The organism is Streptomyces sp. NPDC001508 (assembly GCF_040298665.1).
Classification (GTDB): domain Bacteria; phylum Actinomycetota; class Actinomycetes; order Streptomycetales; family Streptomycetaceae; genus Streptomyces.
This window is the reverse complement of the sequence record NZ_JBEPAP010000001.1, coordinates 344,607-369,698: the sequence shown is the minus strand read 5'-3', so window position 1 is coordinate 369,698 and position 25,092 is coordinate 344,607. Positions and strand designations below refer to the sequence as shown.

The 25,092-nt window shown below is 68.9% G+C and carries 25 protein-coding genes; 3 read left to right on the top strand and 22 right to left on the bottom strand.

All coding sequences use genetic code 11. From position 1 onward, the window contains the following. Positions 1–75: 75 nt before the first annotated feature. The 7 genes from ABT245_RS01590 to ABT245_RS01560 all read right to left on the bottom strand — a co-directional run bounded on the left by ABT245_RS01590 (position 76) and on the right by ABT245_RS01560 (position 6,726). A complete protein-coding gene (locus tag ABT245_RS01590) occupies positions 76–960 on the bottom strand; it encodes a CehA/McbA family metallohydrolase (RefSeq protein ID WP_351727559.1) in 885 nt (294 codons plus the stop codon). After that, positions 957–1,793 (bottom strand): carbohydrate ABC transporter permease, encoded by an 837-nt coding sequence (locus tag ABT245_RS01585; RefSeq protein WP_351727558.1) that lies wholly within the window; start codon positions 1,791–1,793, stop codon positions 957–959. Before ABT245_RS01585 ends, ABT245_RS01590 begins: the two co-directional genes overlap by 4 nt. Next, positions 1,780–2,688 (bottom strand): carbohydrate ABC transporter permease, encoded by a 909-nt coding sequence (locus ABT245_RS01580; RefSeq protein WP_351727557.1) that lies wholly within the window; start codon positions 2,686–2,688, stop codon positions 1,780–1,782. Before ABT245_RS01580 ends, ABT245_RS01585 begins: the two co-directional genes overlap by 14 nt. Further along, positions 2,681–3,985: an ABC transporter substrate-binding protein gene (locus ABT245_RS01575; RefSeq protein WP_351727556.1), complete on the bottom strand. Its 1,305-nt coding sequence runs from the start codon at positions 3,983–3,985 to the stop codon at positions 2,681–2,683. The genes ABT245_RS01580 and ABT245_RS01575 overlap by 8 nt, the downstream gene beginning before the upstream one ends. Positions 3,986–4,025: 40 nt before the next feature. Next, positions 4,026–4,895, bottom strand: a complete 870-nt coding sequence (locus tag ABT245_RS01570) for a MurR/RpiR family transcriptional regulator (RefSeq protein ID WP_351727554.1) — start codon at positions 4,893–4,895, stop codon at positions 4,026–4,028. Between the two features lie 267 nt (positions 4,896–5,162). Beyond that, on the bottom strand, positions 5,163–5,957 hold the full coding sequence (locus ABT245_RS01565) for a carbon-nitrogen hydrolase family protein (protein ID WP_351727553.1): 795 nt from the start codon (positions 5,955–5,957) through the stop codon (positions 5,163–5,165). Between the two features lie 10 nt (positions 5,958–5,967). Beyond that, positions 5,968–6,726, bottom strand: coding sequence for an HpcH/HpaI aldolase family protein (locus tag ABT245_RS01560; protein ID WP_351727551.1), 759 nt, complete (start codon positions 6,724–6,726; stop codon positions 5,968–5,970). A gap of 57 nt (positions 6,727–6,783) precedes the next feature. On the opposite strand from ABT245_RS01560, the gene ABT245_RS01555 reads away from it, so the two are divergent. Further along, positions 6,784–7,464: a GntR family transcriptional regulator gene (locus ABT245_RS01555; RefSeq protein WP_351727549.1), complete on the top strand. Its 681-nt coding sequence runs from the start codon at positions 6,784–6,786 to the stop codon at positions 7,462–7,464. Positions 7,465–7,494: 30 nt separating this feature from the next. Here the strand turns inward: ABT245_RS01555 and ABT245_RS01550 are convergent, their stop codons facing one another. The 9 genes from ABT245_RS01550 to ABT245_RS01510 form a co-directional block, all read right to left on the bottom strand. Continuing rightward, positions 7,495–9,171, bottom strand: a complete 1,677-nt coding sequence (locus ABT245_RS01550) for an ABC transporter ATP-binding protein (protein ID WP_351727548.1) — start codon at positions 9,169–9,171, stop codon at positions 7,495–7,497. A gap of 39 nt (positions 9,172–9,210) precedes the next feature. Further along, positions 9,211–10,014, bottom strand: a complete 804-nt coding sequence (locus tag ABT245_RS01545) for a creatininase family protein (RefSeq protein WP_351727546.1) — start codon at positions 10,012–10,014, stop codon at positions 9,211–9,213. A gap of 46 nt (positions 10,015–10,060) precedes the next feature. Further along, positions 10,061–10,954, bottom strand: a complete 894-nt coding sequence (locus ABT245_RS01540) for an ABC transporter permease (RefSeq protein ID WP_351727545.1) — start codon at positions 10,952–10,954, stop codon at positions 10,061–10,063. Between the two features lie 2 nt (positions 10,955–10,956). Continuing rightward, complete coding sequence (locus tag ABT245_RS01535) at positions 10,957–11,901, bottom strand: ABC transporter permease (RefSeq protein WP_351727543.1); 945 nt, start codon at positions 11,899–11,901, stop codon at positions 10,957–10,959. Further along, positions 11,898–13,481, bottom strand: a complete 1,584-nt coding sequence (locus tag ABT245_RS01530) for an ABC transporter substrate-binding protein (protein ID WP_351727541.1) — start codon at positions 13,479–13,481, stop codon at positions 11,898–11,900. Before ABT245_RS01530 ends, ABT245_RS01535 begins: the two co-directional genes overlap by 4 nt. Positions 13,482–13,825: 344 nt before the next feature. Beyond that, positions 13,826–14,650, bottom strand: a complete 825-nt coding sequence (locus tag ABT245_RS01525; RefSeq protein ID WP_351727540.1) for a carbohydrate ABC transporter permease — start codon at positions 14,648–14,650, stop codon at positions 13,826–13,828. Next, entirely contained in the window at positions 14,647–15,582 is a 936-nt protein-coding gene (locus tag ABT245_RS01520) for a carbohydrate ABC transporter permease (protein WP_351727539.1), read from the bottom strand. The genes ABT245_RS01525 and ABT245_RS01520 overlap by 4 nt, the downstream gene beginning before the upstream one ends. Next, on the bottom strand, positions 15,579–16,151 hold the full coding sequence (locus ABT245_RS01515; RefSeq protein ID WP_351727538.1) for a hypothetical protein: 573 nt from the start codon (positions 16,149–16,151) through the stop codon (positions 15,579–15,581). The genes ABT245_RS01520 and ABT245_RS01515 overlap by 4 nt, the downstream gene beginning before the upstream one ends. 158 nt (positions 16,152–16,309) lie before the next feature. Next, entirely contained in the window at positions 16,310–16,900 is a 591-nt protein-coding gene (locus tag ABT245_RS01510) for a pyridoxal phosphate-dependent aminotransferase (protein WP_351727536.1), read from the bottom strand. On the opposite strand from ABT245_RS01510, the gene ABT245_RS01505 reads away from it, so the two are divergent. Continuing rightward, positions 16,880–17,524, top strand: coding sequence for an NAD(P)/FAD-dependent oxidoreductase (locus ABT245_RS01505; RefSeq protein ID WP_351727535.1), 645 nt, complete (start codon positions 16,880–16,882; stop codon positions 17,522–17,524). The genes ABT245_RS01510 and ABT245_RS01505 overlap by 21 nt on opposite strands. 112 nt (positions 17,525–17,636) lie before the next feature. Then, the gene (locus tag ABT245_RS01500) at positions 17,637–18,728 is read left to right on the top strand and encodes an ABC transporter ATP-binding protein (protein WP_351727533.1); all 1,092 of its coding nucleotides are present in this window, start codon (positions 17,637–17,639) and stop codon (positions 18,726–18,728) included. 596 nt (positions 18,729–19,324) lie between these two features. Here ABT245_RS01500 and ABT245_RS01495 read toward each other — a convergent pair. From ABT245_RS01495 to ABT245_RS01470, 6 genes are read right to left on the bottom strand one after another with little or no spacing between them, the layout of a single operon-like run. Further along, the gene (locus ABT245_RS01495) at positions 19,325–20,239 is read right to left on the bottom strand and encodes a TauD/TfdA family dioxygenase (RefSeq protein ID WP_351727532.1); all 915 of its coding nucleotides are present in this window, start codon (positions 20,237–20,239) and stop codon (positions 19,325–19,327) included. 20 nt (positions 20,240–20,259) lie between these two features. Then, the gene (locus ABT245_RS01490) at positions 20,260–20,835 is read right to left on the bottom strand and encodes an RraA family protein (protein ID WP_351727530.1); all 576 of its coding nucleotides are present in this window, start codon (positions 20,833–20,835) and stop codon (positions 20,260–20,262) included. Continuing rightward, positions 20,832–21,890 carry an ABC transporter ATP-binding protein gene (locus tag ABT245_RS01485; RefSeq protein ID WP_351727529.1) on the bottom strand — a complete coding sequence of 353 codons (1,059 nt, stop codon included), beginning with the start codon at positions 21,888–21,890 and terminating at the stop codon, positions 20,832–20,834. Before ABT245_RS01485 ends, ABT245_RS01490 begins: the two co-directional genes overlap by 4 nt. After that, a complete protein-coding gene (locus tag ABT245_RS01480; RefSeq protein ID WP_351727527.1) occupies positions 21,887–23,200 on the bottom strand; it encodes an ABC transporter substrate-binding protein in 1,314 nt (437 codons plus the stop codon). Before ABT245_RS01480 ends, ABT245_RS01485 begins: the two co-directional genes overlap by 4 nt. An 18-nt stretch (positions 23,201–23,218) precedes the next feature. Next, positions 23,219–24,043 carry a carbohydrate ABC transporter permease gene (locus tag ABT245_RS01475; protein WP_351727526.1) on the bottom strand — a complete coding sequence of 275 codons (825 nt, stop codon included), beginning with the start codon at positions 24,041–24,043 and terminating at the stop codon, positions 23,219–23,221. A 40-nt stretch (positions 24,044–24,083) separates the two neighbouring features. Then, positions 24,084–24,974 carry a carbohydrate ABC transporter permease gene (locus ABT245_RS01470; RefSeq protein ID WP_351727524.1) on the bottom strand — a complete coding sequence of 297 codons (891 nt, stop codon included), beginning with the start codon at positions 24,972–24,974 and terminating at the stop codon, positions 24,084–24,086. Positions 24,975–25,092 lie beyond the last annotated feature (118 nt).

The following is a 25,092-nucleotide window of genomic DNA, read 5'->3' as shown; positions in this document are numbered from 1 at the left end:
CCGCTTCAGCGCGGCGCCGGCGCGGGCTTCGCCGAGCAGGACGGCGAGGCCGAAGACCGCGGATCGACAGGGCTGTCAGACATGTATCGGGTTGCTCCAGGCGCGTTGTCCGGAGCTGTTGCGGATGGTGATGCGGACGTAGCCGCCGCGGAAGGGGGCGAGGGGGATCTCGGCCTCGACGAGGTTGTCGCCGATGACGCTTTTGACGATCTGGCCCCGGCCGGCCGCGAAGATGGCCTCGACGGGTGTGCATCGCAGCCGGAGGGTGTCCGCGGTGAGGGACAGCGCGTCGATGCGCGGGCCCTGGCTCGCGTAGTACCGGCCGTCTTTCAGCGCGCCGATGACGGCGTCGACGCTGCGGTCGGTGGCCTCGACCATGACCCAGCCGTGTCCGTGGTCCGGCCGGCCGTCGAAATGCGCGTCGTCGACTGCGACACCGCCGATGCGCAGGCCGCGGCAGGCGAGGGCGTCGGCGAGGTACCAGCCGTCGACGCGTTCGTCCCACCAGCGGCTTCGCTCGTTGTAGATCTCGATGGCGTGCACGGGGCCGAGTTGTTCGACATCGGCGGCATCGACGCCCTGCCCGCTGGGGTGGGCGATGGACACCCACGCCCCGGCGGAGTCCAGATGACGGACGAGACCGGTCGGATCGTCGTCGTACGGGGTGGCGTCGAAGTCCGCCGGTACACCCGCCGCGATGATGTGCCACCGGTCGCCGTGGCGAGTGGACTGTGGATGGAACTCACCGCCCGGTACGAGCAGGATGCCCTCGACCGGGCTGCCGGTGGTGATGGTCGGCCGGGGTTCGACCTGGTGGTCGGTGATCGCGAGGAAGTCGTACCCCGCGTTCCGGTACCAGGTGAGGAGATCGTCCGGGCAGAGGTGGCCGTCGGAGCGGGTGGAGTGTGTGTGCAGGTTGCCGCGGAGCGGAGGGTGCACACCGAGCAGGTCGCGGATCATCGTATGGCTCCTTCGAGGGTGACGGCCAGGAGTCGGCGCCGGAAGATCAGGAACAGCAGGATCGTGGGGAGGGCGGTCATCGTCGCCGACGCCATCAAAGGGCCGTAGCTCACTCCGCCTTCGAGGGACGCGAACTGGGCGAGGCCCGCGGCGAGCACCTGAGATCCGGGTTTGTTCGCCACCAGTTGGGGCCAGACGAGTTCGTTCCAGGTGGAGATGAAGACGGACAGCGATATCGCGAGGATCGGCGCCTTCACGGCGGGGAGCACGATCTTGGTCAAGGTCGTCCATGAGCCCGCGCCGTCGAGATGGGCCGCCTCGATGACCGAGGTGGGAAATGCGCGGAAGTGCTGCATGAGCAGCAGAACCCCGAACGCGTTGGCCATGTGCGGGACGATGAGCCCCGGGTAGGTGTTGAGGAGGTGAAGGCGTGAGAGGAGCAGGAAGTTCGGAATGTAGGTGACCACGAAGGGTACGGACATTCCGATGAGCATCGCGGCGACGAACGCGCCCTGTCCGCGAAACCGCCATCGGGACAGCGCGTAGGCCGCGGGGATCGAGACACAGAGCAGCCCGAGCGTGACACCGCCGGCGAAGACGACGCTGTTGCCGAGGTGGAGCGGGATGTCGCTGTCGGCGAGGGCGGTCCGGTAGTTCTCAAGTGTGGGGTGGGACGGGACGGGTCGCAGTGCGGCACCGCCGATGTCGCGCGGCGTCGTGAGACTGATGCCGAGCATCCACACCAAGGGGGCGAGCGTGAGCGCACCGGCGAGCGCGAGAGCGAGGTGCGCGGGGAGCGCGCGGAGCCGTATCAGGCGTTCAGACGAGGTCATAGGTGCTCCGGCGGTCCATGAGGCGGTACTGGAGGATTGCCGCTGCGGAGAGCAGGGCGATGAGCACAACGGAGCCGGCGGCGCTCTGTCCGATCTGGAAGAACTGGAAAGCCGTGCGGTACACGTCGAAGAAGAGGTTGTTGCTGGCGTTGTCCGGGCCGCCGCCGGTCATGATCTGGAGCGGGACGAAGGCGTGCGGGAGCGCCTGGAGGAGGGCGGCGGTCGCAACGAAGACCAGCGTCGGACGAGCCATGGGCAGGGTGATACGGGTGAGCATCACCCAGCCCCCGGCGCCGTCGAGGCGTGCCGCCTCCCGGACACCGGCCGGAATCCCGCTGAGCCCGCCGAGAGCGACGATGTAGTTGAAGCCGAAGCTGTTCCAGCTGGCAGCGGCGGCCACCGCGGGAATGACCGTAGTGGGATCGTTGAGCCAGTTCGCGCCGTGCCAGCCGAGTATGTCGAGGGCGGCATTGATCGGTCCGCCGTCGGGAAGGTAGAGGTACTGCCAGACAATGGCGCCTACGGCTGATGAGACGACAGCGGGAAGGAACAGTACGGTTCGGTAGCATGCGAGGAGCTTCGGGCCGGCGCCGAGGGTGAGCACAGCGAGCAGGACGGGCACCAGGAAGTTGCCGATGAACGCCAGTGCCAGGTAATACGCTGTTTGCAGGAGTGTCTGTCCGAAGTCCGCGGACGTCAGCAGTTCCGCGTAGTTGTCCAGGCCCACGAAGCGCGGCAGCGGACTGATGAGGTTCCACTCGGTGAAACTGAGCGCTGTCACCGCCAGGAGCGGGAAGAACAGGAACACCCCGAAGACGGCCGAGGCGGGGATCAGGTACGGCAGCGCCCGTCGCCCGCCCCGGGTGTGCCGCGGCCTGGGGGCAAGCTCAGTCACATGTGCTCCCGGCGAGGTCGCCGTCGATCCGGCCGGCGGCGTCATCGAGGGCCTGCTGCGCCGACTGCGTGCCACCCATGATCGCCTGCGTTGCGTCATACATCACCTGCGACGCCTGGAGACCCTTCGGACCGGGGAAGGAAACCCAGGGAACGACGGCGGGAAGGGTCTTGGACGCTTCCTGCTGCAACACATTCGACTTCGTGTACGTTTCTGCGGCACCCTTCAGCGCCGGGAGGTATCCGGTGCCCTTGACATAGGTGGTGACGCTGGAGTCCTTCGTCGCTATGTAGTCGATGAACTCCCGCGCGGCGATCTTCTGGTCGTCGCTCTGGGCGAAGGAGAACAGCGCGTTTCCGCCCGCCGGGATCTTCCGGGCCTGGTTGCCGAACGTGGGGAACTGAGTGGCCCCGAGAGCGAACTTGGATTGTGCCTCCAGGTTGGCGCGCGAGGAACTCGCCGTGATGAGCGTTGCGGTCTTCCCGCCGAGGAACGCCTGGAGTGCCTGGTCGGAGCTGAGGTTGGTGGCGAGACCGTGCTTCGCCAGGTCCCCCATGAGACCGATCGCCTGCACGCCCTTCTCACTGTTGAACGCGGCCTTCGGTGATCCGTTGACGCAGCTCAGCACGGTTCCGCCATTGCCCGCGACCATCGCCAGCGGGATGTAGTTGTCTCCGGTGAACTGCTGGAAGTTGATCAGCGGCACGTTCAGCTTGGACTTCATCTGCTTGGCTGCCGCCTGCCAGCCGTCCCAGGTCGTCGGCAGTGCCTCAGGGTCGAGGCCCGCCTTCTTGAGCAGGCCGGCGTTGTAGTAGACCTCAAGGGCGGACAATCCGTAGGGCAGTCCGGCCTGCTTGCCGCCTGCCTGGCCGAGTGCGAGGGTCGGCTTGCGGTAGCCGGAGGTGTCGACGCCGAGGTCGGCCATCGACACATAGGGGAACGTGGACGCGACGTACTTGATACGCGAGTAACCGATCTGTGCCACGGCCGGTGCGTCCCCCGCCGCGACGGACGTCTGCAGCGCGGTGAGCAGGTTCGAGTAGCCGTCGTAGAACCTGCCTTCCACGGTGATGTTCGTGTGGGTCTTGTTGAAGTCGGAGATCAGCTTGTTGACCGCGTCCGCGCCGAAGGCCTTGGTGTTGATGTGCCAGTACTGGATCGTGGTCGGTTTCGAAGGTGAGGTCGCGGACGGGGCGCTGGAACGACTGGATGACGAGGGTGCGCAGGCACTGGCGCCGAGGGCGATGGTCAGCGCGAGCGCGGCGGCGACGGTACCGCGGACACGGATGTGCTTCACGAGGACTCCTGCAAGAGGTCGGTGACGAGGAGGTGCGGGTCTAGAGAAAGAGGTCGGAGGTCGCCGCGCTCGTGGCGTCGAGGGCCGCATCGGCGCGGTCGCGATCCCGCAGTGCGACGGCGACGTAGATGGCGTCGAGGACGGTGAGATGCGCGATCCGCGACGACAGCGCTTCCAGGCGGAAGCTCAGTTCCGGCCCCCCGGCGACCAGTTCGACCGTGGCGCATTCGGTCAGTGGCGACTTGGCGAAGCATGTGACGGCGATGACCGGGATGCCACGGCTGATGGCCTGGCGGGCGAGGGCGATGGTTTCGGTGGAGCTGCCGCTGTAACTCAGCGCGATCGCGACATCGTCCGACCCGAGGCGGGTGATGGCGAGCCGCCGGGCTGTCTGTTCGACGGGAGCGGCCGCGTCCAGGCCGATCGTCAGGAATCGGTGCGCGGCATCCTGCGCGGGCGCCGCCGAGGTCCCGGTGCCCAGGACGACGATCCGGCGAGCACCTTGGACGAGGTCGACCGCTGCCCGGAACCGCTGGGGGTCGATGGTGGTGAGCACACCGCGGATCGACCGGATGTGGAGTTCGCTGATGCGCTGCAACACATCGCCGGGTTCCGTGACCGGAGCCGAGAACGCCTCGTCTCCGGAGCGCAGTTGCGCTCCCAGAGCGCCGTCCTTGGCGGCGGCGACCTTCAGCTCCTGGTAGTTGCGGAAACCCAGGTTCCGGCAGGCGCGTGAGACCGTCGACGGGCTGGTACCGGACTCGCGCGCGAGGTCGGAGATCGACCATGTGGCGAGGACCGCGCCTGCTTCGAGGACGGTGTGTGCGACGCGCCGGTCGCTCGGGCTGAGGGAGGGCAGCGCCACATGGACGCGTGCCGCCACTTCGGAGTCGTTTCTGATCTCGTCCACGGCGTCAGGCTAGGTCGGGCGGGGTCGGCGCGAGTGACTCCTCCATGAACCGATGGTAAACATTTTCATGAACGGATCTCCGACTTGGAAATCCTTTCCCATTCGGCCCCGACCCCTGATCCCGACCGCTACCGGGCCAGGCGGTGGTGTGCTTCGGCGGGCGGGGGACGGCGGTGGGGCTGTCACGGCTCAGGGGCCGACCGGCAGCCCGTGGCGCAGAGCGGGTGACTCCGCGGGCTGTCGGCCGGCCCCTGGCGCGGCCGGTCCTCAGCCGAAGGCGACCCGGAACTTCCGGTTCGCCAGGCTGGGGTTCCTGGCTCGGACGGCCTCCACCCGAGCCGCGTCCAGGACGGCGGACGCCACCCCGGGAGCCTCGCCCGCCGACGCCGCCACATGGCCCATCGGGTCCACGATGAGGCTCTGGCCCGTGCAGACGGGGCCGGTCTGACCGCTGGCCAGGACGTACGCGGTGTTCTCGATCGCCCGGGCGCGGATCAGCGTGGTCCAGTGGTCCTCCTTGGCCGGGCCGACCACCCAGGCGGCGGGGACGACGAGGGCCGTGGCGCCCGCGTCGACGAGGAACCGGGCCATCTCCGGGAACCGGAGGTCGTAGCAGGTCATGACGCCGAAGGTGATCCCCTCCAGGGTGAAGAGCAGCGGCGCGGGCGCATGTGCCTGGACCCGGTCCGACTCGCGGTAGCCGAAGGCGTCGTAGAGGTGGACCTTGCGGTACACCCCGAGCGGATCGCCCTTCCGGTCCACCGCGAGGACGGTGTTGCTGGGCCGCTCGCCTTCCGCGGCGGGTGACTCGGTCATGCCCGCCACGACGGCGATGCCGTGCCGCTCGGCCAGCGTGCCGATCGCGGTGGCGAACGGGCCGTCGAGCGGCTCGGTGTGCGGGACGATGTCCGCCTGGGGGTCGGGGTCGGAGTACATGGCGTTCTCGGGCAGCACGACGAGCCGCGATCCCTGGGCGGCCGCCTGCTCGACGAGGGCCGCGGCGGCCTCGATGTTGGCGGCCTTGTCGGGGGTGGCGTCGAACTGGCCGACGGTGGTGAGCATGGTGCGTCTCCTAGCGGTGCTGGTGGCGGGCGGCGGTGAGCGCGGTGGTCTCGGTGAGGGCTGTCCCGAAGCCGGCCATGAGGGCGCCGTGCTCCATGGTGAGGACCAGTTGGTCGGCCCCGTGCGCGAGTGCGAACTCCCGTTCCGTGGCGGACCAGGCCGGCAGCACCCAGGGCTTGCCGGCGGCGCGGGCCGCGTCCGCCACCGTGCGAAGGTCGGCGAAGTCGTCCGCGGATCGGGTGTAGGCGCCTCGCTCACGGCGCATGGAGAGGTCGCTGGGGCCGACGAAGACACCGTCGACCGTGGGGAGAGCCAGGATGTCCTCGATCTCCTCGATGGCGCCGGCGTCCTCGATCATCGGGTACGCCCGGGTCTCGCGGTCCTGCCGTGCGATCCAGTCGTTGTCGAAACCGCCGTACCGTGCGGTGCGGCCGCCGGCGAAGCTCCGGTCGCCCAGCGGCGGGAACTTGGCGAAGGCGCAGACGGCGGCGGCATGCGCGCAGTTCTCGACATGGGGGACGACGACGGCCGTGGCGCCGAAGTCGAGAGCTTGCTGGATCGGCCCCCGATCCGGTCCCAGCACCTTCGCCAGCACTTCGAGGTTCAGCCGCCGAAGGAATGGAATGAAGCGTTCGAGATCGGCGAGATCGAAGGAGCCGTGCTCGATGTCCAACACCACCGCGCCATAGCCGAGCTGGGCGACGATCTCGGCTGCGGCGAAACTCGGTCCGGACAGCCAGGCGGCGAATCTGCGGTCTTGCTCAGGCACTGCGGAAACTCCCTCAGAACTCTGGTATACCCTAGGTATACATGACAAAGGGGCGAGATGAACTGGTCATTCGACGAAAACCGGCCGCTGACGGCCAGTGAGCGGGCCTACCGGTGGGCGAAGGAGGCGATCCTCGGCGGGCGGTTCCCCGAGGGGTCGTTCCTGGAGGAGAAGGTGGTCTCCGACGAGGCGGGGGTGTCGCGCACCCCGGTGCGCGAGGCCCTCCACCGGCTGGCGGCGGAGAGATTCATCGACCTGCTTCCCCGGCGCGGTGCCCAGGTGCGGAGAGTGACGGGCGAAGAGCTTGTCGAGACCTACGAGATGCGGCAGGTCCTTGAGATCCACGGCTTCAGGATTCTCTGTGAGAAACGCATCGAGATTCCGGCTGAACTCTCCGCATATCTGGACCAGATGGAGGATCCGGACCGTTTGGCACGATGCCGGGCCGGGGACCGCGACGCCATCGCCGAACAGGCGAAGATGGACTTCTTCTTCCACTATTCATTTGTGAAGGCGACCGGAAACAGCGTTCTGATCGACCTCTTCACGAGCCTTCAACCGAGGCATCAGAGGATCGGGGTCAGAGCCGTGTCGGTCCGCCCCAAGCGGCTGACGGTCATCGGTCCGGAGCACCGAGCGCTGCTGGAGGCGCTGACCGCGCACGACTTCGACACCGCCGAGCGCACACTGCGCCGCCATCTGCAACCGGACGAGAGGGTCGTCTCGCACCTGCACTGACCCGGCCGGTCTCCGGTGGGCGACGGCGCGTCATTTCGTCATCGCCTGCCAGAGTCTGCGGCGCTCGGCCTGCTCCGCGGGATCGGGCACCGGCGCTGCCGCCACCAGCCTGCGTGTGTAGTCGGTCTGCGGGCTGCTCAACACCTCGCGGGCGGGGCCCTGCTCGACCAGCCGCCCGTGCTGCAGTACGGCGACCTCGTGGGCCAGCAGCTCGACAACGCCCAGGTCGTGGCTGATGAACAGGCAGGAGAAGCCGAGCCTGTCCTGTAGTTCCTGGAACAGCCGTAGCACGGTGGCCTGGACGGAGACGTCGAGGGCGGAGGTCGGCTCGTCGGCGATCAGCAGCTCCGGCTCAAGAGCCAGCGCTCGGGCGATGCCGACCCGCTGCCGCTGGCCGCCGGACAGCTCGTGCGGGAACCTGTCCGCCCAGCCGGTGGGCAGCTCGACCTGGTCGAGGAGGTCCTGCACCCGCCTGCGGATGGCCGGGCGGTCCGCGAAGCGGTTGGTGATCATCGGAGCGGCGATGGAGTCCCCGATCGACAGCCGGGGGTTCAGCGAGGAGCCCGGGTCCTGGAAGACCATCGAGTACGTTCTGCGAAAGCCCCGCAGCGCCCGGCCCTTGAGCCGCGTCACCTCGGTACCGCAGATCTCCACCGACCCGGCCGAGGCCCGCGCCAGGCCGACGATCGCCCGGCCGATGGTGGATTTGCCCGAGCCGGACTCGCCCACCAGGCCGAGGACTTGGCCCTTGTCGATGGCGAGGCTCACGCCGTGCACGGCTTTGAAGCCCTTGCGGCCCAGCCGTCCGGGATATTCCACCTCCAGACCGGTGACCCGGAGCGTCGCCGTCCCGGCGGCGCCGGGGGCGGTGCCGGCCGGGGCCGGTCCCACCCCCCGGCCGGCCTGCCGCCGCGGCACCGCGGCGAGCAGCCGGCGCGTGTACTCGTGCTGCGGATGGGAGAAGAGCCGGGCGACCGGGGCCTCTTCGACGACCTCGCCCCGCCGCATGACCACCACCCGGTCGGCGAGGTCGGCGACGACTCCCATGTCATGGGTGATGATGACGACCGCCGAATCGAGGTCCTTCTGCAGACGGCGCAGGAGTTCGAGGATCTCCGCCTGCACCGTGACGTCGAGTGCCGTGGTGGGCTCGTCGGCGATGATGACCTCCGGCGAGCCCGAGACGGCCATCGCGATCATCGCGCGCTGGCGCTGGCCGCCGGAGAGCTGGTGCGGGTAGGCGTCGATGCGGCGTTCCGGCTCCGGGATGCCGACCGTGGTCAGCAGTTCCAACGTCCGCGTCCGGGCCTCGGCGGTCGGCATGGGCCGGTGGCACCGGATCGCCTCGATGATCTGCTCACCGATGGTGTAGACCGGGTTGAGCGCCGTCATCGGCTCCTGGAAGATCATCGCGATCCGCTTGCCGCGGATGGCGCGCAGCGCCTCGGCATCGAGATCGAGCAGTTCGGTGCCGTCGAACCGGATGCTGCCGCGGCGCCGGGAGCCCGGCCCCAGCAGACCGAGCACGGACATCGAGCTGACGGACTTGCCGGAACCCGACTCCCCGACCAGCGCGACCACCTCGCCCCTGGCCACGGAGAAGCTGACGTGCCTGACGGCCGGTGTCCAGGCACCGGCGATCCGGAAGTCCACCGAAAGCCCCTCGACCGAGAGGATCGGGTCAGAAGAAGTCGTATCGGTTGTCATGGCGTCTCCTCGGACGGTCACGCAGGACGGGGCGGGGGGCTACTCGGCCGAGGTGTTCCGGTCGTACTCCCGCAAGTAGGCGGAGCAGAACCCGATCACCCGCTCGATCCAGATCGCGCCGGTCTTCGCGCTGCCCAGGCTCACATCGCCGGTGCACCCGGTCGGACTGACCTCGGAGAAGTCCCACAGGACGGTGCCGGGGACGTCGTATCCGGGGATCGCCGCCTCGTTGTAGCTGGTCGGTGTCCAGCCGTCGGCGGACTCCAGGCCGCCGGCGACGGCCAGATCGCTCTGCACCTGGTCGGGGAAGAGCGCGAGCATCGCGGAGTGCTCGGGCTCCGCCCCGTGGCCGTACGCCGTACCCGGGTCCTCGTACACGTCCCGCATGAGCGCATAGCCCAACTGCCACGGGTAGAGATGCCCGATCAGGACGCCGAAGTCGCGCCGCGCGTCAAGGCTCGCACCGGTGACCGGCCCGACGTTGCCGCCGTTGTTGTCGATGATGACGATGCGTCGGAAGCCGGACTTGACCAGCGCCTCGATGAGTTCGTAGGTGACCGCGCGCAGCGTCGCCTGACTCAGCGACAGGTTGCCGGGATAACCGCGGAAGGTGCCGGAGTGACCGTAGTGGAGGGCCGGTGCGACATAGCAGCCGTTCTCCTTCGCCAGCCGGTCCGCCACCCACTCGGCGACGATGGAGTCCTCGTGGATCGGCAGGTGCGGTCCGTGCTGCTCGACCGCGCCTATGGGCAGCAGGATGATCGGGTCCTGTTCGGCCAGCGACTTCACCTGGGTCCAGGAGAACTCGCCGAGCCGGTGGGTGGCGGGAAGGGCCGCGGTCATGTGATTCCTTTCGAGGGGGAGGGCGTCGTCGGGGGAGTCACCGGGATCAGGAGTTCCCGCCGCGACGGCGTGGGTCGAGCAGGTCGCGCATGCCGTCGCCGAAGACGTTGAGGGCGAGCACGACAAGGATGATCAATACGGAGGGGTAGATCAGCAGGGTGGGCTGGACCTCGAGGAAGTCACGCCCGGATCCGACCATCGTGCCCAGGGACGGCAGCGGCGGCTGCGCCCCGAGGCCGAGGAAGCTGAGACCGGCCTCCATCTGGATGGCGAAGCTCACCGAGAGGCTGAGCTGCACGATCACGGGGGCGGCCACATTCGGCAGGATCGTCCGCAGGATGATGCCGGTCGGTCGCGTACCCATGATCTCCGAGGCCTCGACGTACTCCACATGCCGGATCGCGAGCACCTGGCTGTACACGATCCTGGTGAACCGGGGGATGTAGAGCACCCCGATCACCAGGACCACGTTGACCAGCGCCGGGCCGAGCACCGCGACCACCGCGATCGCCAGCACGATCGGCGGGAAGCTGAGCAGGATGTCGATGCCGCGCATGATGACGACCGAGACCCGGCGGCCGGCGTATCCGGCCACAAGACCCAGCGCCACGCCCAGCACTCCGGCCACCAGCACGGCCGACAGGGCCACCCCCAGGGAGGTACGCAGACCGATGAGCAGCCGGGAGAGGACATCGCGGCCGAAGTCGTCGATTCCGAGGACCCCGCCCGAGGAGAGCGGCTTGCCGACGATGTCGCGGTAGTCGTGCGGGGCGATCAGCGGCGCGAAGACCGCGAGGAGAGCGACGAGTAGCAGGAAGGCGCCCGCCACGGAGGTCCTGCGGTTCGCCAACAGCCTTCTGGGAAAGGACTTCTGGCCGATGCCGCGGCTCGTCGGCGCATCCGGCGGGGCCTGCACCAGGGGTTGCGGAACACTGGTCATGATCAGTTGTCCTCCGCCCGGGGATCGAGGGCCCGGACCACCAGGTCGCCGACCAGGTTGACCAGGATGACGATGGTCGCGACGGCCAGTACCACGGCCTGTATGACGGGGTAGTCGCGCTGTCCCACGGCGGCCATCAGCAGCGAACTCATGCCGGGCCAGCCGAAGATGGTCTCCACCAGGACCGTGCTGCCGATGAGCGTGGTCAGCTCGACCGTGGTCGCGGAGACCACGGGCAGCAGGGCGGTGCGCAGCGCGTGGCGGTTGATCACGCGCCGTTCGGCCAGCCCCTTGGAGCGCGCCGTGCGGACGTAGTCGGCAGTGAGTGTTTCGAGCATGGCCGCCCTGGTCATTCTGGTGATCACGGCGCATGACGCCGCGGCCAGCGTGATCACCGGCAGGACCAGCGTCTGCAGATGGGTGACGGGGTCCTCCAGCGGCGAGGTGAAGCGGCGCGGCGGCAGGATCGGAAGGAAGAACGCGAACACGAGCAGCAGCAGTGTGCCGACGACGAAGACGGGGAGGGAGATTCCGAAGATCGACCCCGCGACCAGCGCGTGGTCCGCCGGCCGGTCGGCACGGGTGGCGGCCAGCCGGCCAAGGGCGATACCGAGCACCAGCGAGACGGCCAGGGCGATGAGGACCAGTTCGAGGGAGTTGCCGATCCGGGACGGCAGATCCTGCATCACCTGACGACCGCTGATCAGGGAGGTACCCAGGTCGCCGTGGAGGAGCCGCCCCCAGAATCCGAGGTACTGCGTCAGGAAGGGCTCGTCGAGATGCATCGCCCGCCGCGTCTGGGCGACCTGCTCGTCCGTGGCGGCGTCGCCGAGGGCGGCCCTGGCGGGATCGCCGGGTATGAGCCGGACCAGGAAGAAGACGATGCTGCCGACGACGAACAGTTGCACGGCCGCCTGGGCGAACCGTCTGAAGAGGAAAAGTCTCACGCTGCCTTCTCCATCCAGGTCCGACGGAGGGCCACGCCGGTCCACGCGCCTTTCGGCGGGTGCTGGTAGCCCTTGACGTAGTGGTAGTGGGCCTCGCCCTGCTCGCGGCGGACGGTGTAGGTCATCGGGACCAGCTCCAGCGCCCGCCGCTCCACCTCCAGATAGATCTCGTCCCGCAGCCCGGCATCGGCCGTCTGCCGTCCCTGGGTGAGGAGTTCGTCGATCCGGTCGTCCTGGAAGCCGAGGTTCATCGTGAAGGCGCCGGTGCCGCCGATGAAGTCGGCGAGGGCAGCGGGATCACCGAACTTCGGCGCCGTCCCCCACGAGTGGACCGGGAACGTCTTGGCGGCCACGCTCGCCCGGAAGGTCAGCCACTCCTGCTGGGTGAGTTCCACCTTCACACCGGCCGCGCGCAGCCCGGGCAGCATGGCCTGGGCCGGCCGCGCGATCACCGAGTACGAGCTGGTGGTGACGACCGGCAGTGCCAGCCCCTCGTGCCCCGCCTGTTTGAGCAGGAACCTCGCCTGCTCGGGGTCGTACGGCATGGAGCCGGCGAGTTGTGGTGCATAGCGGGCGAAGGAGCCGGGCATGAGCGCCCCGTCCATGGGCCGGCCGTGTCCCAGCAGCGCGGTGTCGAGGACCGAGGGCCGGTTGATCGAGAGGGCGATCGCCTTGCGGACCCGTACGTCGTCGAAGGGCGGTTTGCCGGTCACGAACCCGACGAAGCCGAAGCCGAAGGTACGGTCGGAGGCGAACCGCAGCCGGGGGTTGTGGGTGATGACGCCGACGTGGGTGGCCGGGACGTAGTCGATCATGTCCACGGTCGCTGTGCGCAGCGCTGTCACCCGGGCGTAGTCGTCGCCCATGGGCTGGAAGACGATCCCGTTGAGATACGGCAGTTCGGGCTCGAAGTAGTGCTCGAACCGGACGAAGGTGGTGCTGACACCCGGGATGCGCTCCACGAACCGGAACGGGCCGGTGCCCATCATCTGGGTCTTGGTGGGGGCGCCGGACTCGATCCAGCGCTTGGAGACGATGTTGGACGTCGGTGCCGCCAGGGCGAACGGGAAGGTCACGTCGGGCCGCGTCAGACGGAACACCACCGTGGTGGCGTCGACCGCCTCGACGGACTCGACCGCGTCGAGCAGTTGACCGGAGGTGGCCGTGGTCTCCTTGTCCATCATCCGGCGGAAGGAGAAGACCACGTCCTCGGCGGTCATCGCGGACCCGTCGTGGAAGGCGACCTTCGGCCGCAGCCTGACTTTGTAGGTGAGCCGGTCGGCCCAGCCGAACTCGGTCGCGAGGTCGGCGACGATCTCGCCGGCGCCGTCGTACTGGACCAGGCCGTTGTAGGCGAGCTGGCGCAGATAGTCGGAGGCGGCTCCGGTGGAGACATGTGGATCCAGGTTGGCCGGGTCGGTGGAGAGCCCGAAGTGGAGCACTCCGCCGCGGCTCGGACCGCCGGCCTCCGGCCGGACGGCCTCCATGGATTCGGGCAGCGTCGCCGGATTCCCGCAGGCTGCCAAGGCGGCGGTCCCCAACGCGGCGGCGCCTCCTGCGAGGAAGTTCCGCCTGTTCATCACTCCCATGACAGCTCCGCCCGCCGGGCCCGAAGAGGGGCCGTTCCGAAGAGAATTCACCGCGTATGGCGCATGTATACATGGGGTCCACGTGAGGGTCAACGGGTCGCACCGCACAATTGCCCGAGGGTTTGCCGCGGCAGGACAACGCCCGGTTCCGGCTCGGCGCACCGGGAAAGCACACGTCCACGCGAAGAGCACGGGCACCGCGCACGGTGGCCCGCTCAACGCGAACGAGGCCGATGAGTACCGGTCCTCGGATCGGCACTCATCGACCTCACATCCATGGCGTCCCCCCGCACGGGGCACGCACGGCGTTCAAGGGCGGGGCGGGCGTGGGTCGCTCAACGGTCGCTCCCGCTGGTCAGCCCCTGGACGAAGTGCCGTTGCAGGGCGAGGAAGGCGGCGATGGGCACGATCGCGACCACGACGGCGGCGGCCAGTCCGTTGACGTCGACGCTCTCCTGCGACTGGAACAGGCCGAGGGCCAGGGGAGCGGTGCGCAGGTCGGCCGTGGTGGAGGCGAGCAGGACGAGGGCGAGCAGAAACTCGTTCCACGTCCATGTGATCACCAGGGCCACCAGGGCCAGCAGCGACGGCCGGGCCAGCGGTAGCAGCACCGTACGCAGCACGCGTAGGTGACTGGCACCGTCCATGCGTGCGGCGTCGATGAGCGCGCCGGGCATGGACCGGAACGCGGCGCGCATCCAGAATGTGCCGAACCCGACCATGAGGGCGGTCTGGGAGAGGATCACCGCCCAGACCGTGCCGTCGAGACGGACGCTGCGCAGGTCGTAGAAGATCGGGATGATCGTTCCCTCCACCGGCATGATCACGCCGAGCAGGAACGTCGTCGAGATGACCCGCGAGCCGGGAAAACGCATGGTGCCCAGGGCGTATCCGGCCAGCGTGGAGAGGATGACCGTGGCGGCGACGACGATCGCGGTGATGAAGGCGCTGATCGCGAGGTAACCCGCCATGCCGGTCCCGGCGTGCCAGGCGGCGCGGAAGTTGTCCAGCGTGAGCTTACGGGGCACGGTGATTGCGGCGCCGCCCGCGTCGCTCGGGGTGAACGCGAGCAGCAGCAGGGCGAGCGTCGGCAAGGTGGCGCACGCAGCCAGGACGAGCATGATCGCGTGGCCGATCAGGCGTTCGCGGCCTTGGCTCATGGTTGTCGGTCTTCCAGTCGGGTGATCAGGGCGGTGACCACGAAGATGATCACCGTGAGCACGGTCGCCAGTGCGGCGCCGAGTCCCACGGCCTCGTTCTCGAAGGCGATCCGGTACAGCTCGAACCCGGGCATGGTGGTGGTGTCGGTTCCCGGGCCGCCGGCGGTGAGCAGGAAGATCAGCTCGAACATCTTCAGGACCCAGGTGACCAGCAGCACGGTGGCGGCGACGATCTCGTTGCGCAGCCCCGGCAGCGTCACCGCCCGCAACTCGCGCCAGGCTCCCGCGCCGTCGACGCGCGCCGCGTCGTAGAGGCTGGCCGGGATCTTCTGTGCGCCGGCGATGAACAGCGCGACCGGCACGCCGATCACGCTCCACGCCGCCACGAGACCCAGGGCCGGCAGCGCGAAGGTGAAGTCGGCCAGCCAGGGGCGGGTGAGGCCGCCCAGGCCGACGGCGCTCAACAGCCGGTTGACCGGTCCCGGATCGCCCAGCAGCCAGTGCCAGATGATGGCGGTCACGACACCGGGCAGGACGAACGGCAGGAAGAGCAGGGTCCGATACGCGGTCAGCCCACGAAGGCGTACGCGGCGAAGTCCCCCGGCGACGAGCAGCGCGACGCCCAGTGGCACCAGCGCCGAGAAGCACAGCAGCATCGCGGCGTTGAGGAAGGAGCGGCGGACCGTGGCGTCGTGCCACAGACTGAGGTAGTTGTCCGCGCCGACCCAGGTCCCGGGGCTGATGCCGTCCCACCGGTAGAACGACAGCCAGATGCCGTGGACGAAGGGCCCGAGGGAGAAGACGAGCAGCACCAGCAGCGCTGGCGCGACGAACAGATACGGTGTCAGACGGCGTATGACCCGTGCCCGCCGGGCCGCCGCAGGGGCGGCCTCGGCGGTCATCGGGCGCGGGCGGCTGGTGGAAGGACTCATAACTGGCTGAGGAACTTTTCCCGGTAGGAGTCGAAGGCCTGGGCGACCTGCCGCGGGGTCTTCTTTCCGGCCAGCAGGAGCGTCAGTTCGGCATCCTGGTCCGCGGCCCCGGTGGGCCACGCACCCTGGAGGTTGCTGGCGGTGTTCTTGGAGGTGAAGGCCTTCTGCGCCAGTTGCGCGGCCTGCTTCGTGGCCTCGTCGGGGGCGTCGGCCGAGTCGACGAACGTCGAGGGCAGGACGCCGTGGGAAAGGAAGACCGTGGCGGCCCGGGGGCTGATCAGGAAGTCGAGCCAGGCGCCGACGGCGTCGGGATGCCTGGTCTTGGCCGAGGCGAGCAGTTGGGCGCTGGTCGCGATGGTGGGACCGGCCGTGCCGGCGTGGGTGCCCGGGGGAAGCGCCTGTCCGAAGTTGGCGCCCATCGTCGGGACGATCTTGGGCTGGGACGGAGCGTTGCCGCCCGGTGTGGCCGAGCAGGCGGCGAGGAACGAGGCGCCGGCCAGTCCAGTGCCCAGCGCGCCGCCGCGTCGCAGGAGTTGGCGACGGGTGATGGCGGGTGGTCTCGACGTCATCAGAGATGTCCTTCGGATCTGGTGTCACGTTGGGGAGCGGGTGTCGAGCAGGCGTTGAGCGGGGGTTGAGCGGGTGTGACCGCGGGCGGGGCGAGCGCGGCCTCGGTGTGGGGGCATGTGCCGAGGCCGTCACGGGCTGGGGGAGTGCTACGGGTGCCTCAGTTGCCCCAGTCGTTGAGGACCGTGGCCATGGTCAGCAGTCCGCGGCGCAGTTGTTCCTCTTCGACGGCGAAGCTCAGTCGCAGATGTCCGGGAGTGCCGAACGAGGTGCCGGGCACGGCGATGACACCCGCGTTCAGGAGGCGGTCCGCCACCGTGACGTCGTCGGGGTCGAACCGGCGGACATCGGGGAATATGTAGAAACCGCCGTCGGGGCGTGTCCGGATCAGTCCGAGAGGGCCCAGGACCGACTCGCACAGACTCAGTCTTTCGCGCAGGACCGTCCGGAAGCCGGCCCTCACGTCCGGTCCGGTGAGCGCGGCGAGGGCCGCCTTCTGGGCGACGCGGCCGACGTTCGAGGTGGTGTGGGACTGAATGGCGGTCGCGGTGTCGATGACCTTTTTCGGGCCGGACATCCAGCCGACCCGCCAGCCTGTCATGGCGTAGGACTTGGAGACACTGCCGACCGTGACGAGCCGGTCGGTCACCCCCGGCTCCACCAGGCTCGGCGCCGGGACGGACCGGAAGCCGAGGTCGACATATGTCTCGTCCGAGACGATCCACACGTCGTGATCGGCCGCCCAGGCCATGAGGTCGCCGAACTCGAGCCGACGGGTCAGATCACGGTGACGTCGGCCGACGGGACGATCCGTCACTACGCGGCCGACGTGACCGTCTTGGCGGCAGGCAACGGAAATCGGCCCATCCTCCGCACCCTTGATGTCGATTTCCCCACGCATCCCTCAACAGGTGGCGAGCAAGCCGGAGTCGAGCCTTCCGCCGTTGGGCTCATCGCCACCACAGGCCCTGTCGAGACGGGCATCAGGCACGTCATCCACGCGCCCGGAATCTCCATCAGGCCCGCGCGCAACGGCGGTGTGGTGTTCACCGACTCCCCGACAGGAGCACAGTGGAAGCCGGACGACCCGCGGATCTGGACGGTCCCCGCCCTGCTGCTGGACCGAGCCCGGATGCTCTACCCGGCTCTGGGCAATGCCATGACTGAGACGGTGACGCTCGGCACGCGGGTCCTGCCGAACGACGGCGTGACGATCTCCGATTGGATCACGGAGAGGTCATCGGTCTATGCCGTCGCCACCCACAGCGGCGTGACACTTGCAGCTCACCTCGCCGAGGTCGTGTCCGAAGAGGTGCTGACGGGGCAGCGGCATGAGTCGCTGCGCCCGTTCGGCCTCACCCGATTCGCGAGCTGACCCACACAGACCAGCCCAGGGGCGGACCCATGGGCGCAACGATCACCGCAAGACCCATCCCGTAACTCGGATCGTCCGGCACGTTCCTGCCGGTGAAGGGACTCACACCACCATGGCTACGGTCACGTTCGACAAGGCGACGCGCGTCTACCCCGGCTCGCAGAGCCCCGCCGTCGACTCGCTCGACATCGAGATCGCGGACGGCGAGTTCCTGGTCCTGGTCGGCCCGTCGGGCTGCGGCAAGTCCACCTCCCTGCGGATGCTCGCCGGCCTCGAAGACATCGACGGCGGCGCGATCCGCATCGGTGACCGCGATGTCACGCACCTGCCGCCGAAGGACCGGGACATCGCCATGGTGTTCCAGAACTACGCGCTCTACCCGCACATGACGGTCGCCGACAACATGGGCTTCGCGCTCAAGATCGCCGGTGTGCCGAAGGCGGAGATCCGCAAGAAGGTCGAGGACGCGGCGAGGATCCTCGACCTCACGGAGTATCTGGACCGCAAGCCGAAGGCGCTCTCCGGCGGTCAGCGCCAGCGTGTCGCGATGGGCCGCGCCATCGTGCGCGAGCCGCAGGTCTTCCTCATGGACGAGCTGCTGTCCAACCTGGACGCCAAGCTCCGCGTCTCGACCCGCACCCAGATCACCAGGCTGCAGCGCCGCCTCGGCATCACCACCGTCTACGTCACCCACGACCAGGTCGAGGCCATGACCATGGGCGACCGGGTCGCGGTCCTCAAGGACGGCCTCCTCCAGCAGATAGACACCCCGCGCACCATGTACGACCGGCCCGCCAATCTCTTCGTCGCCGGTTTCATCGGTTCCCCGGCCATGAACCTCATCGAGGTGCCCCTCACCGACAGCGGTGTGAAACTCGGCGGCACGGCCATCAAGATCTCCCGCGAGGCCCTGCTCGGCGCCGGCGACGCAGGGACCGTGACGGTCGGCATTCGCCCGGAGCACTTCGACCTCGTTGCAGCCGGCAGCAGCGACAGCATCGCCGTCACCGTCAGCATGGTCGAGGAGATCGGTGCCGACAGCTTCGTCTATGGCACCACCATGACCAGCGGCGATGAGAGGGACATCGTCGTGCGTGTGCACCGCAGGCGCAGTCCGCAGAAGGGAGAGACCATCCACGTGAGTCCCAACCCCGGCGAGGCCCACATCTTCTCGACCCGTACCGGCGTGCGGCTGCGCGGCTGAGTATCCGCGTTCTTTCGAAGCGGAGTTCATCGACGGCTTACTCGACAAGCACGTCCGCCGACGTCGCGGTCGACATCGGCGCCGTGGTCGGGGCTCGCATACCTCGCTGCGGTGTTCGTGACCGTGACCACCGGCCTGCTCAGACATCCCTGGCCAGTTGTGCACGGCCATCGCCAACGCCCCCTGCTTCGCCCTCACCGCGGCGGGCGGTACGCAGTCCGCCTGGCGCTGTTCGCAGGACGCAAACCTCCGGGGACTCCTGGGAGCGGGCATACGCCCATGTGCGCCGCCCCCCTGCGGCCACCCACCGGTGCCGCTACATCTGACTCGCCGCCGATTTCCCCTTCGACGTCTTCATCGGCTCCGGGCACCAAGCTTGCCGTCGGGGACGCCCCGGCGCTGGACCTCGACCGGTGCCTCGACCGGCCGCCCCGCCTCTTCACCGGACCGCCGGCCTCGCCGGTGGTCCGGTTCACAGGCGTTCGTCAGGCAGATGGCCGCCGGGTAGGGGCGTTCGGGGCGAACCGACGGCCGACCGGGGCCACGACGGCTCAGGCCCGGCGGTCCAGGACCAGGCACAGCGCATCGAGCGGATGCTACGCCGGGTTGAGCCGGGTGTAGAGCCGCTTGAGGTGCCGGACCGCGTTGGCCGCGATTTCGGTGCGCCCATGGAGGAAACGGGCGTTGTCGATGATGAGCATGTCGCCGGTGTCGAGGCGGGCGCGGGTCTGCCGCGCGGGCTCGCGCACGGTGGTGGTGAACCGGTGCAGTGCGCTCAGGTGTGCGGGGCTCGGGGTCTCGGGTGCCAGGGTCGAGGCGATTCCGGCGTCGAGGGCCGCGTCGCGGTAGCGCACGGTGAGGCGGCCGTCGGCGCGCCGGGCGAGCACGCTGGTGAGGGTGGGGGCACGGCCGGCGTCGGTGGGCACGTTGAGACTGGGATAGCGGGGTTCTTGCAGGAGTTCGACGTCCGTGTCGTCGAGGGCCGCGGCGATGTCGTCGATGTGGGTGAGGGTGGATTCCCCGCCGCTGTCCGGGGTGCCGTTGTGCACGAACGCCAGGGCCAGGATTTCGGGCGGGGCCGGCATGGTCGAGTTGTCGGTGTGCGGGGTCAGTGCGACGCGCAGGTCGCCGATGCGGGTCTGCTCGCCCGCGTTGACGTCCGGCTTGATGTCGTCGATCAGAGGGCGGTCCGGGCGTGAGGGGACCACCGGGCCGATGGCGGAGGCGACCGCGACCACCATCGCGGTGGACTGTGCGGGCAGCCCCCTGAGCACGACGGCCTGGTCGTCACGGACCGCGGACGCGGCCTGCTCCAGCACGGTGGCCAAACCCTCGACGCGGCCGGAGAGTTCGGCCCGTGCGGCGTCCTGCCGGGCGGGATCGTGGTAGTCCGCCGCGGTGAAGGACTGATCGAGCCACGCCATGTGCGCGCTCAGTCGGGCAGGCAGGGTGAGGACGGTGAGGCGATTGGTCATGCCCGAGGGTGTGTGCAGCGGAAGCGCGGTGGACATGGGATCTCCTTGGGTTCGGTTCACGCGGGGTGGTTGAGTGCTCGGGCGAGCCGTTGCCGGTCCTCGGCGAGCTTGTGGGTCGCGGTGGTGAGCACGGTGTCTTCCACTTCCCGGGGCACGACCACGATGCCGTCGAGGTCGGCCAGGACCAGGTCGCCGGGCCGTACGGGCACACCACCGCAGCAGACGGTGCCGCCGACATCGCCGTCCCAGCCCTTGTTCGGGCCGGCGGCGCTCAGTCCCCGGGCGAACACGGGGAAGCCAAGCTCTCGAACGGCTTCGAAGTCGCGGGCCGCGCCGTCGAGTACGACTCCGGCCAGGCCCCGGGTGAGGGACTTGGCGCTGGTGATGGAGCCCCAGACCGCCCGCCCCGGATAGCCGCCCGCGTCGATGACGAGCACACTGCCCGGGGGAGCGGTTTCGATCGCCCGGTGCACGGTGGAGTTCTCGGCGGCCATGGTGCGCGCGGTCCAGGCGCGGCCGAGCAGGCGGGTGCCGACAAGCGGCCGCAGCGCGGGGTCCATCACCTGGAAGCGGTTGAGACAGTCGGAGACCAGCGCTGAGCTGATGTCACGCCAGGTTTCGAGTCCGGTCATGGCTGCTTCCCGATTCGATTGCCTTCGGGGTCGAACCGGTGGATCCGGTCCGTGGGGGCGTGTGCGGTGATCTGTTCGGGTACCGGGTCGGACGCGCGCAGGCGTATCCGTACGGTTTCCCGGCCGCACCGGTAGTGCACGATGCGTTCGGTGCCGATCAGGTCGGCGTCGACGACCGGGCCGCGAAGGGTGAGCGCGCCGGGCGCCTCGCCGAGGAGGAGGTCTTCGGGGCGGATACCGAGGGTGCCGGGCGGCAGCCCCAGTGGCTGAGCGTCCAGGAGGTTCATCGCGCCGAGGAATCCGGCCACGAAGGTGGTCGCCGGCGCCCCGTAGACGTCCTCCGGGCCGCCGGAGTGCTCGATCCGGCCGTCGCGCAGGACGACAAGCTGGTCGGCGAGGGCGAGAGCCTCGGTCTGGTCGTGTGTGACGTACACCATCGTCGTACGGAGCTTGCGTTGCAGGGTGCGGATCTCGGTGCGCATGCTCACCCTCAGCTCGGCATCCAGGCTGGACAGCGGCTCGTCCATCAGCAGCACGGCCGGTTCCCGGACCAACGCTCTGCCGATTCCGACCCGTTGCCGTTGCCCTCCGGACAGCTGAGCCGGTTTGCGGTCCAGCAGATGGTCGATCCGCAGCAGTTCGGCGATGTGGGTCACCCGGTCCCGGCGTTCCCGTTTGGGTACGCGGGCCATGCCCAGCGGGTATTCGATGTTGCCGTAGGCGGTCTTGTTGGGGTACAGCCCGTAGTTCTGGAAGACCATCGCCACTTGGCGTCGGCGCGGGTCGGTCTGGGTCACGTCCCGGTCACCGATGCGGATACCGCCGGACGTCGGGGTCTCAAGGCCCGCGATGCAGCGCAGCAAGGTCGTCTTGCCGCAGCCGGACGGCCCGAGGAGGACGGTGATGGCGCCCGACGGGCAGTGCAGGTCGACCCCGCGCAGGGCGGCAGTGCCGCCCGCGAAGGTCTTGGAGACGCCGGCGCAGTGCACGTCGGCGGCGCCATCGACCGGGGCGGTGTCGAGCGGGGGAGCGGTCCTGGTGTCGATGGCGGTCATGGGAGCAGTTCCTCCGACCGGTTGGTCGCGTCGGCGAGCGCCTTGCTGACGGTCATGCTTCCGCGGCGTGCGGCGAGAAAGTCGTCGCTGATCAGCGTCATGATCTCGGTGGCGTGAATGCCGGGGAACTGGTACCAGGGCACCACAGCCGGGACTTCGGACAGTGCCACCGTCATGCCGGCGGTCTCGCGGTAGAACGGGGCCAGGTACGACTCGCTCTTGGCGGCGACCCGGTTCGGGGTGAGATAGCCGCTGGCCTTGGTCAGGGCGGTCGCGCCGCGGGGGCTGGTGAGTTCGGTGATCACCGCCCAGGCCGCCGCCTGTTTGTCGGGGTCCTTGCTGAGTACCATCAGCCCGCCTCCGGCGGCAGGTGCCTTGCGGGTGCCGCCGTCCGGGATCGGGAAGGGCGCGGTGCGGACCGGGAAGCCGTGCTTGGCCGACGTCAGACTGACGATCGCGGAGTTGGCCTGGAAGAACATGCCGAGGTCGCCGCGCAGGAACGCGTCCTGTTCCGTCTTGCGGTCGAGCGGCCGGCCGAGCCCGGACTTCGTGATGTCCGCCCAGTACTGGATGATCGGGCTGACCTTGGTGTCGGTGAGTGTCACATGCGTCTCGTCGGCGTTCATCAGCGCGCCGCCGCCGGACAGGATGAGGTTCTGGTATCCCCACAGCCCGGAGCCGTCGGCGGAGAGATTGACTCCGTAGCGTGCGGCGCCGGAGGAGACGATCCGCTGGGCGGCGGTCCGCAGCTGCGACAACGTGGCCGGCGGGTGGTCCGGATCGAGCCCGGCCTTACGGAAGATGTCGGCGTTGTAGTACAGCAGCAGGACCGACACACCGTAGGGCAGCGCCCAGGTCTTGCCGTCTTGTTTGCCGAGTTCCAGGAAGGACGGGTAGAAGTCGCCCGGTGTGAAGGCTCCGCCCGCCGACACATAGGAGTCGAGGGGCATCGCGAGGTGTGCGTCCGCGTAGGTGCGCACCGAGTTCAGCCCGATCAGCGCGAGATCCGGAGGGTTGCCGGCGGCCAGCCCCGCCTGGATGCGCTGGTCGACCGCCTCGTAGCTGCCCTGGCCGACGTTGTTGAGTTTGACCGTGACCCCGGTGCGGCGGGTGAAGTCCGCGCCGAGTGTCTTGGGCAGGGCCGTGGTATAGGCCGGGAAGTTCATGAAGGCCAGTTCGACGTCGATCGGGTGGGCCGGGTCCGGTGACCGGCCCGCGGCGCCGGTGGTCGACACATGTGCGCTGCAGGCGGTGGCGAGCAGGCCCATGCCCGCGGCCAGTGCGGTGCGGCGCGAGACAGTGGCAGGCATCTGAGGCTCCTTGGTGGGCTAGTCGTTGTTGACGGCGACGGCGATGCCGCGCACGAACTGCCGTTGTGTGACCAGGAATGCGAGGAGGAGGGGCAGCACGGCCAGGGTCGCGGCCGCCATCTGCACCCCGTAGTCGCTGAAGGTCTCGGTGGTGGCATAGGTGGCGATGGCGTAGGGCACGGTGGCCGCGCGGTCGGTCTGCAGCATCACGGAGGGCCAGAACAGGTCGTTCCAGTGCGAGACGACGCTGAACACGCCGAGTGCGACCAGGGCGGGGCGCATGTTCGGCAACGCGACGCGCCAGACGAGCGCGATGGGGCCGACCCCGTCCAGGCGTGCCGCGTCGAAGAGGCTCTGCGGGAGGGTGAGGGCGAACTGGCGGAAGAGGAAGACGGCGAACGCCGAACCGGTGAACGGCACGACCAGGGCGGCCAGGCTGTCGGTCCAGCCGAGCCGGGCGAGCAGCACATAGTTGGGCAGGGCGATGACCTGTGCCGGCACCACCAGGCAGGCCATCACCAGCAGTGTCGCGACCTTCTTGCCGGCGAACTCGCGGCGTGCGAGGGCGAACCCGGCGGGCAGCCCGAGCGCGACCTGGCCGACGAAGATCAGGGCGGTCATCACGGCGGTGTTGGCGTACAGACGCAGCCATGGCTGCTGCGCCCACACCTTGGTGAAGTTCGCCACCGTGAGCCCGGAGAGCCCCATGTGGACCGTCGTGCCGGTGGTGCTGAACGCGGTCTGCAACATGACGGCGAACGGCAGCAGTATCACCATGGCGCCGACGGTGAGCAGCAGATGACGGACGAGTTGTCCGATCAGCCGGCGTGAGCGCATCGTCATCGGGTGCCTCCCGCTTCCCACAGCCGGCCTGAGCGCATCGTCATCGGGTGCCTCCCGCTTCCCAGCGGCGCCCGAAACGCAGCTGCAGCAAGGTCGTGCCCAGCAGCACGATCAGAAGGACGAGGTTGACCACGGAGCTGCCTCCGATGTCGAGGAACTTGATGCCGCGCTGCCACAGGAGCACCGACAGGGTCTGGGAACTGTTGAGCGGGCCGCCGTCGGTCATCACCCGCACCTGGTCGAAGACGCGCAGCGCGTCGCGGACGGTCAGCACCAGCGTGAACACGGTGGCGGGGCCGAGCGCGGGCCAGGTCACCGTCCAGAACCGGCGCCATGACCCGGCGCCGTCGAGGGCCGCGACCTCGTGCAGATGCTGCGGCACCGCCGAGAGGCCGGCGAGAAAGAGGATCACCGCGCTGCCCAGTCCCGCCCAGCTGCCGACGACGGCGACCGCGGGCAGGGCGAGGGCCGTCGAGTCCAGCCAGTCCCGCAGCCCGAACCAGCCGCCCACGGTGGAGTCGATGAGCCCGCTGTCGGGATAGAACAGGAATCGCCACACCACCGACATCGCGGTGAGCGTCGCGGCCACCGGCAGGAAGTACACACTGCGCCAGAACCCGGCGCCGCGGGACAGGCCGTGGATGAGCAGGGCGATCACGAGGCCACCGCCCACCGTGAGGGGGACCGTGATCGCGGTGTACAGAATCGTGTTCACGGTCGCCTGCCACAACTCATGGCTGGGCAGCACCCGTTGGACATTGCGCAGGCCGACGAACTGGAACGTCTGAGTGAACGGGCTGTAGTCGAACACGGCCAGCACGAGCACCAGCAACACCGGCGCCAGCACGAACACACCCAGAAGAAGCATCGCCGGGCCGGTCATCACCCAGCCCAGGGCATGCTCACGCCGTGCCTGCTTCGGTCTTTTCATGCCGGGGACGCTAAGGAGGCCGGATGACCCCGGGGCGTCCGCCCGGTTAACGAAGAAGGAATGCTCCCTATGGCTGAGGAATACGAGGAACTATCCTCCCTGGCGCGGTGGGTGAGGA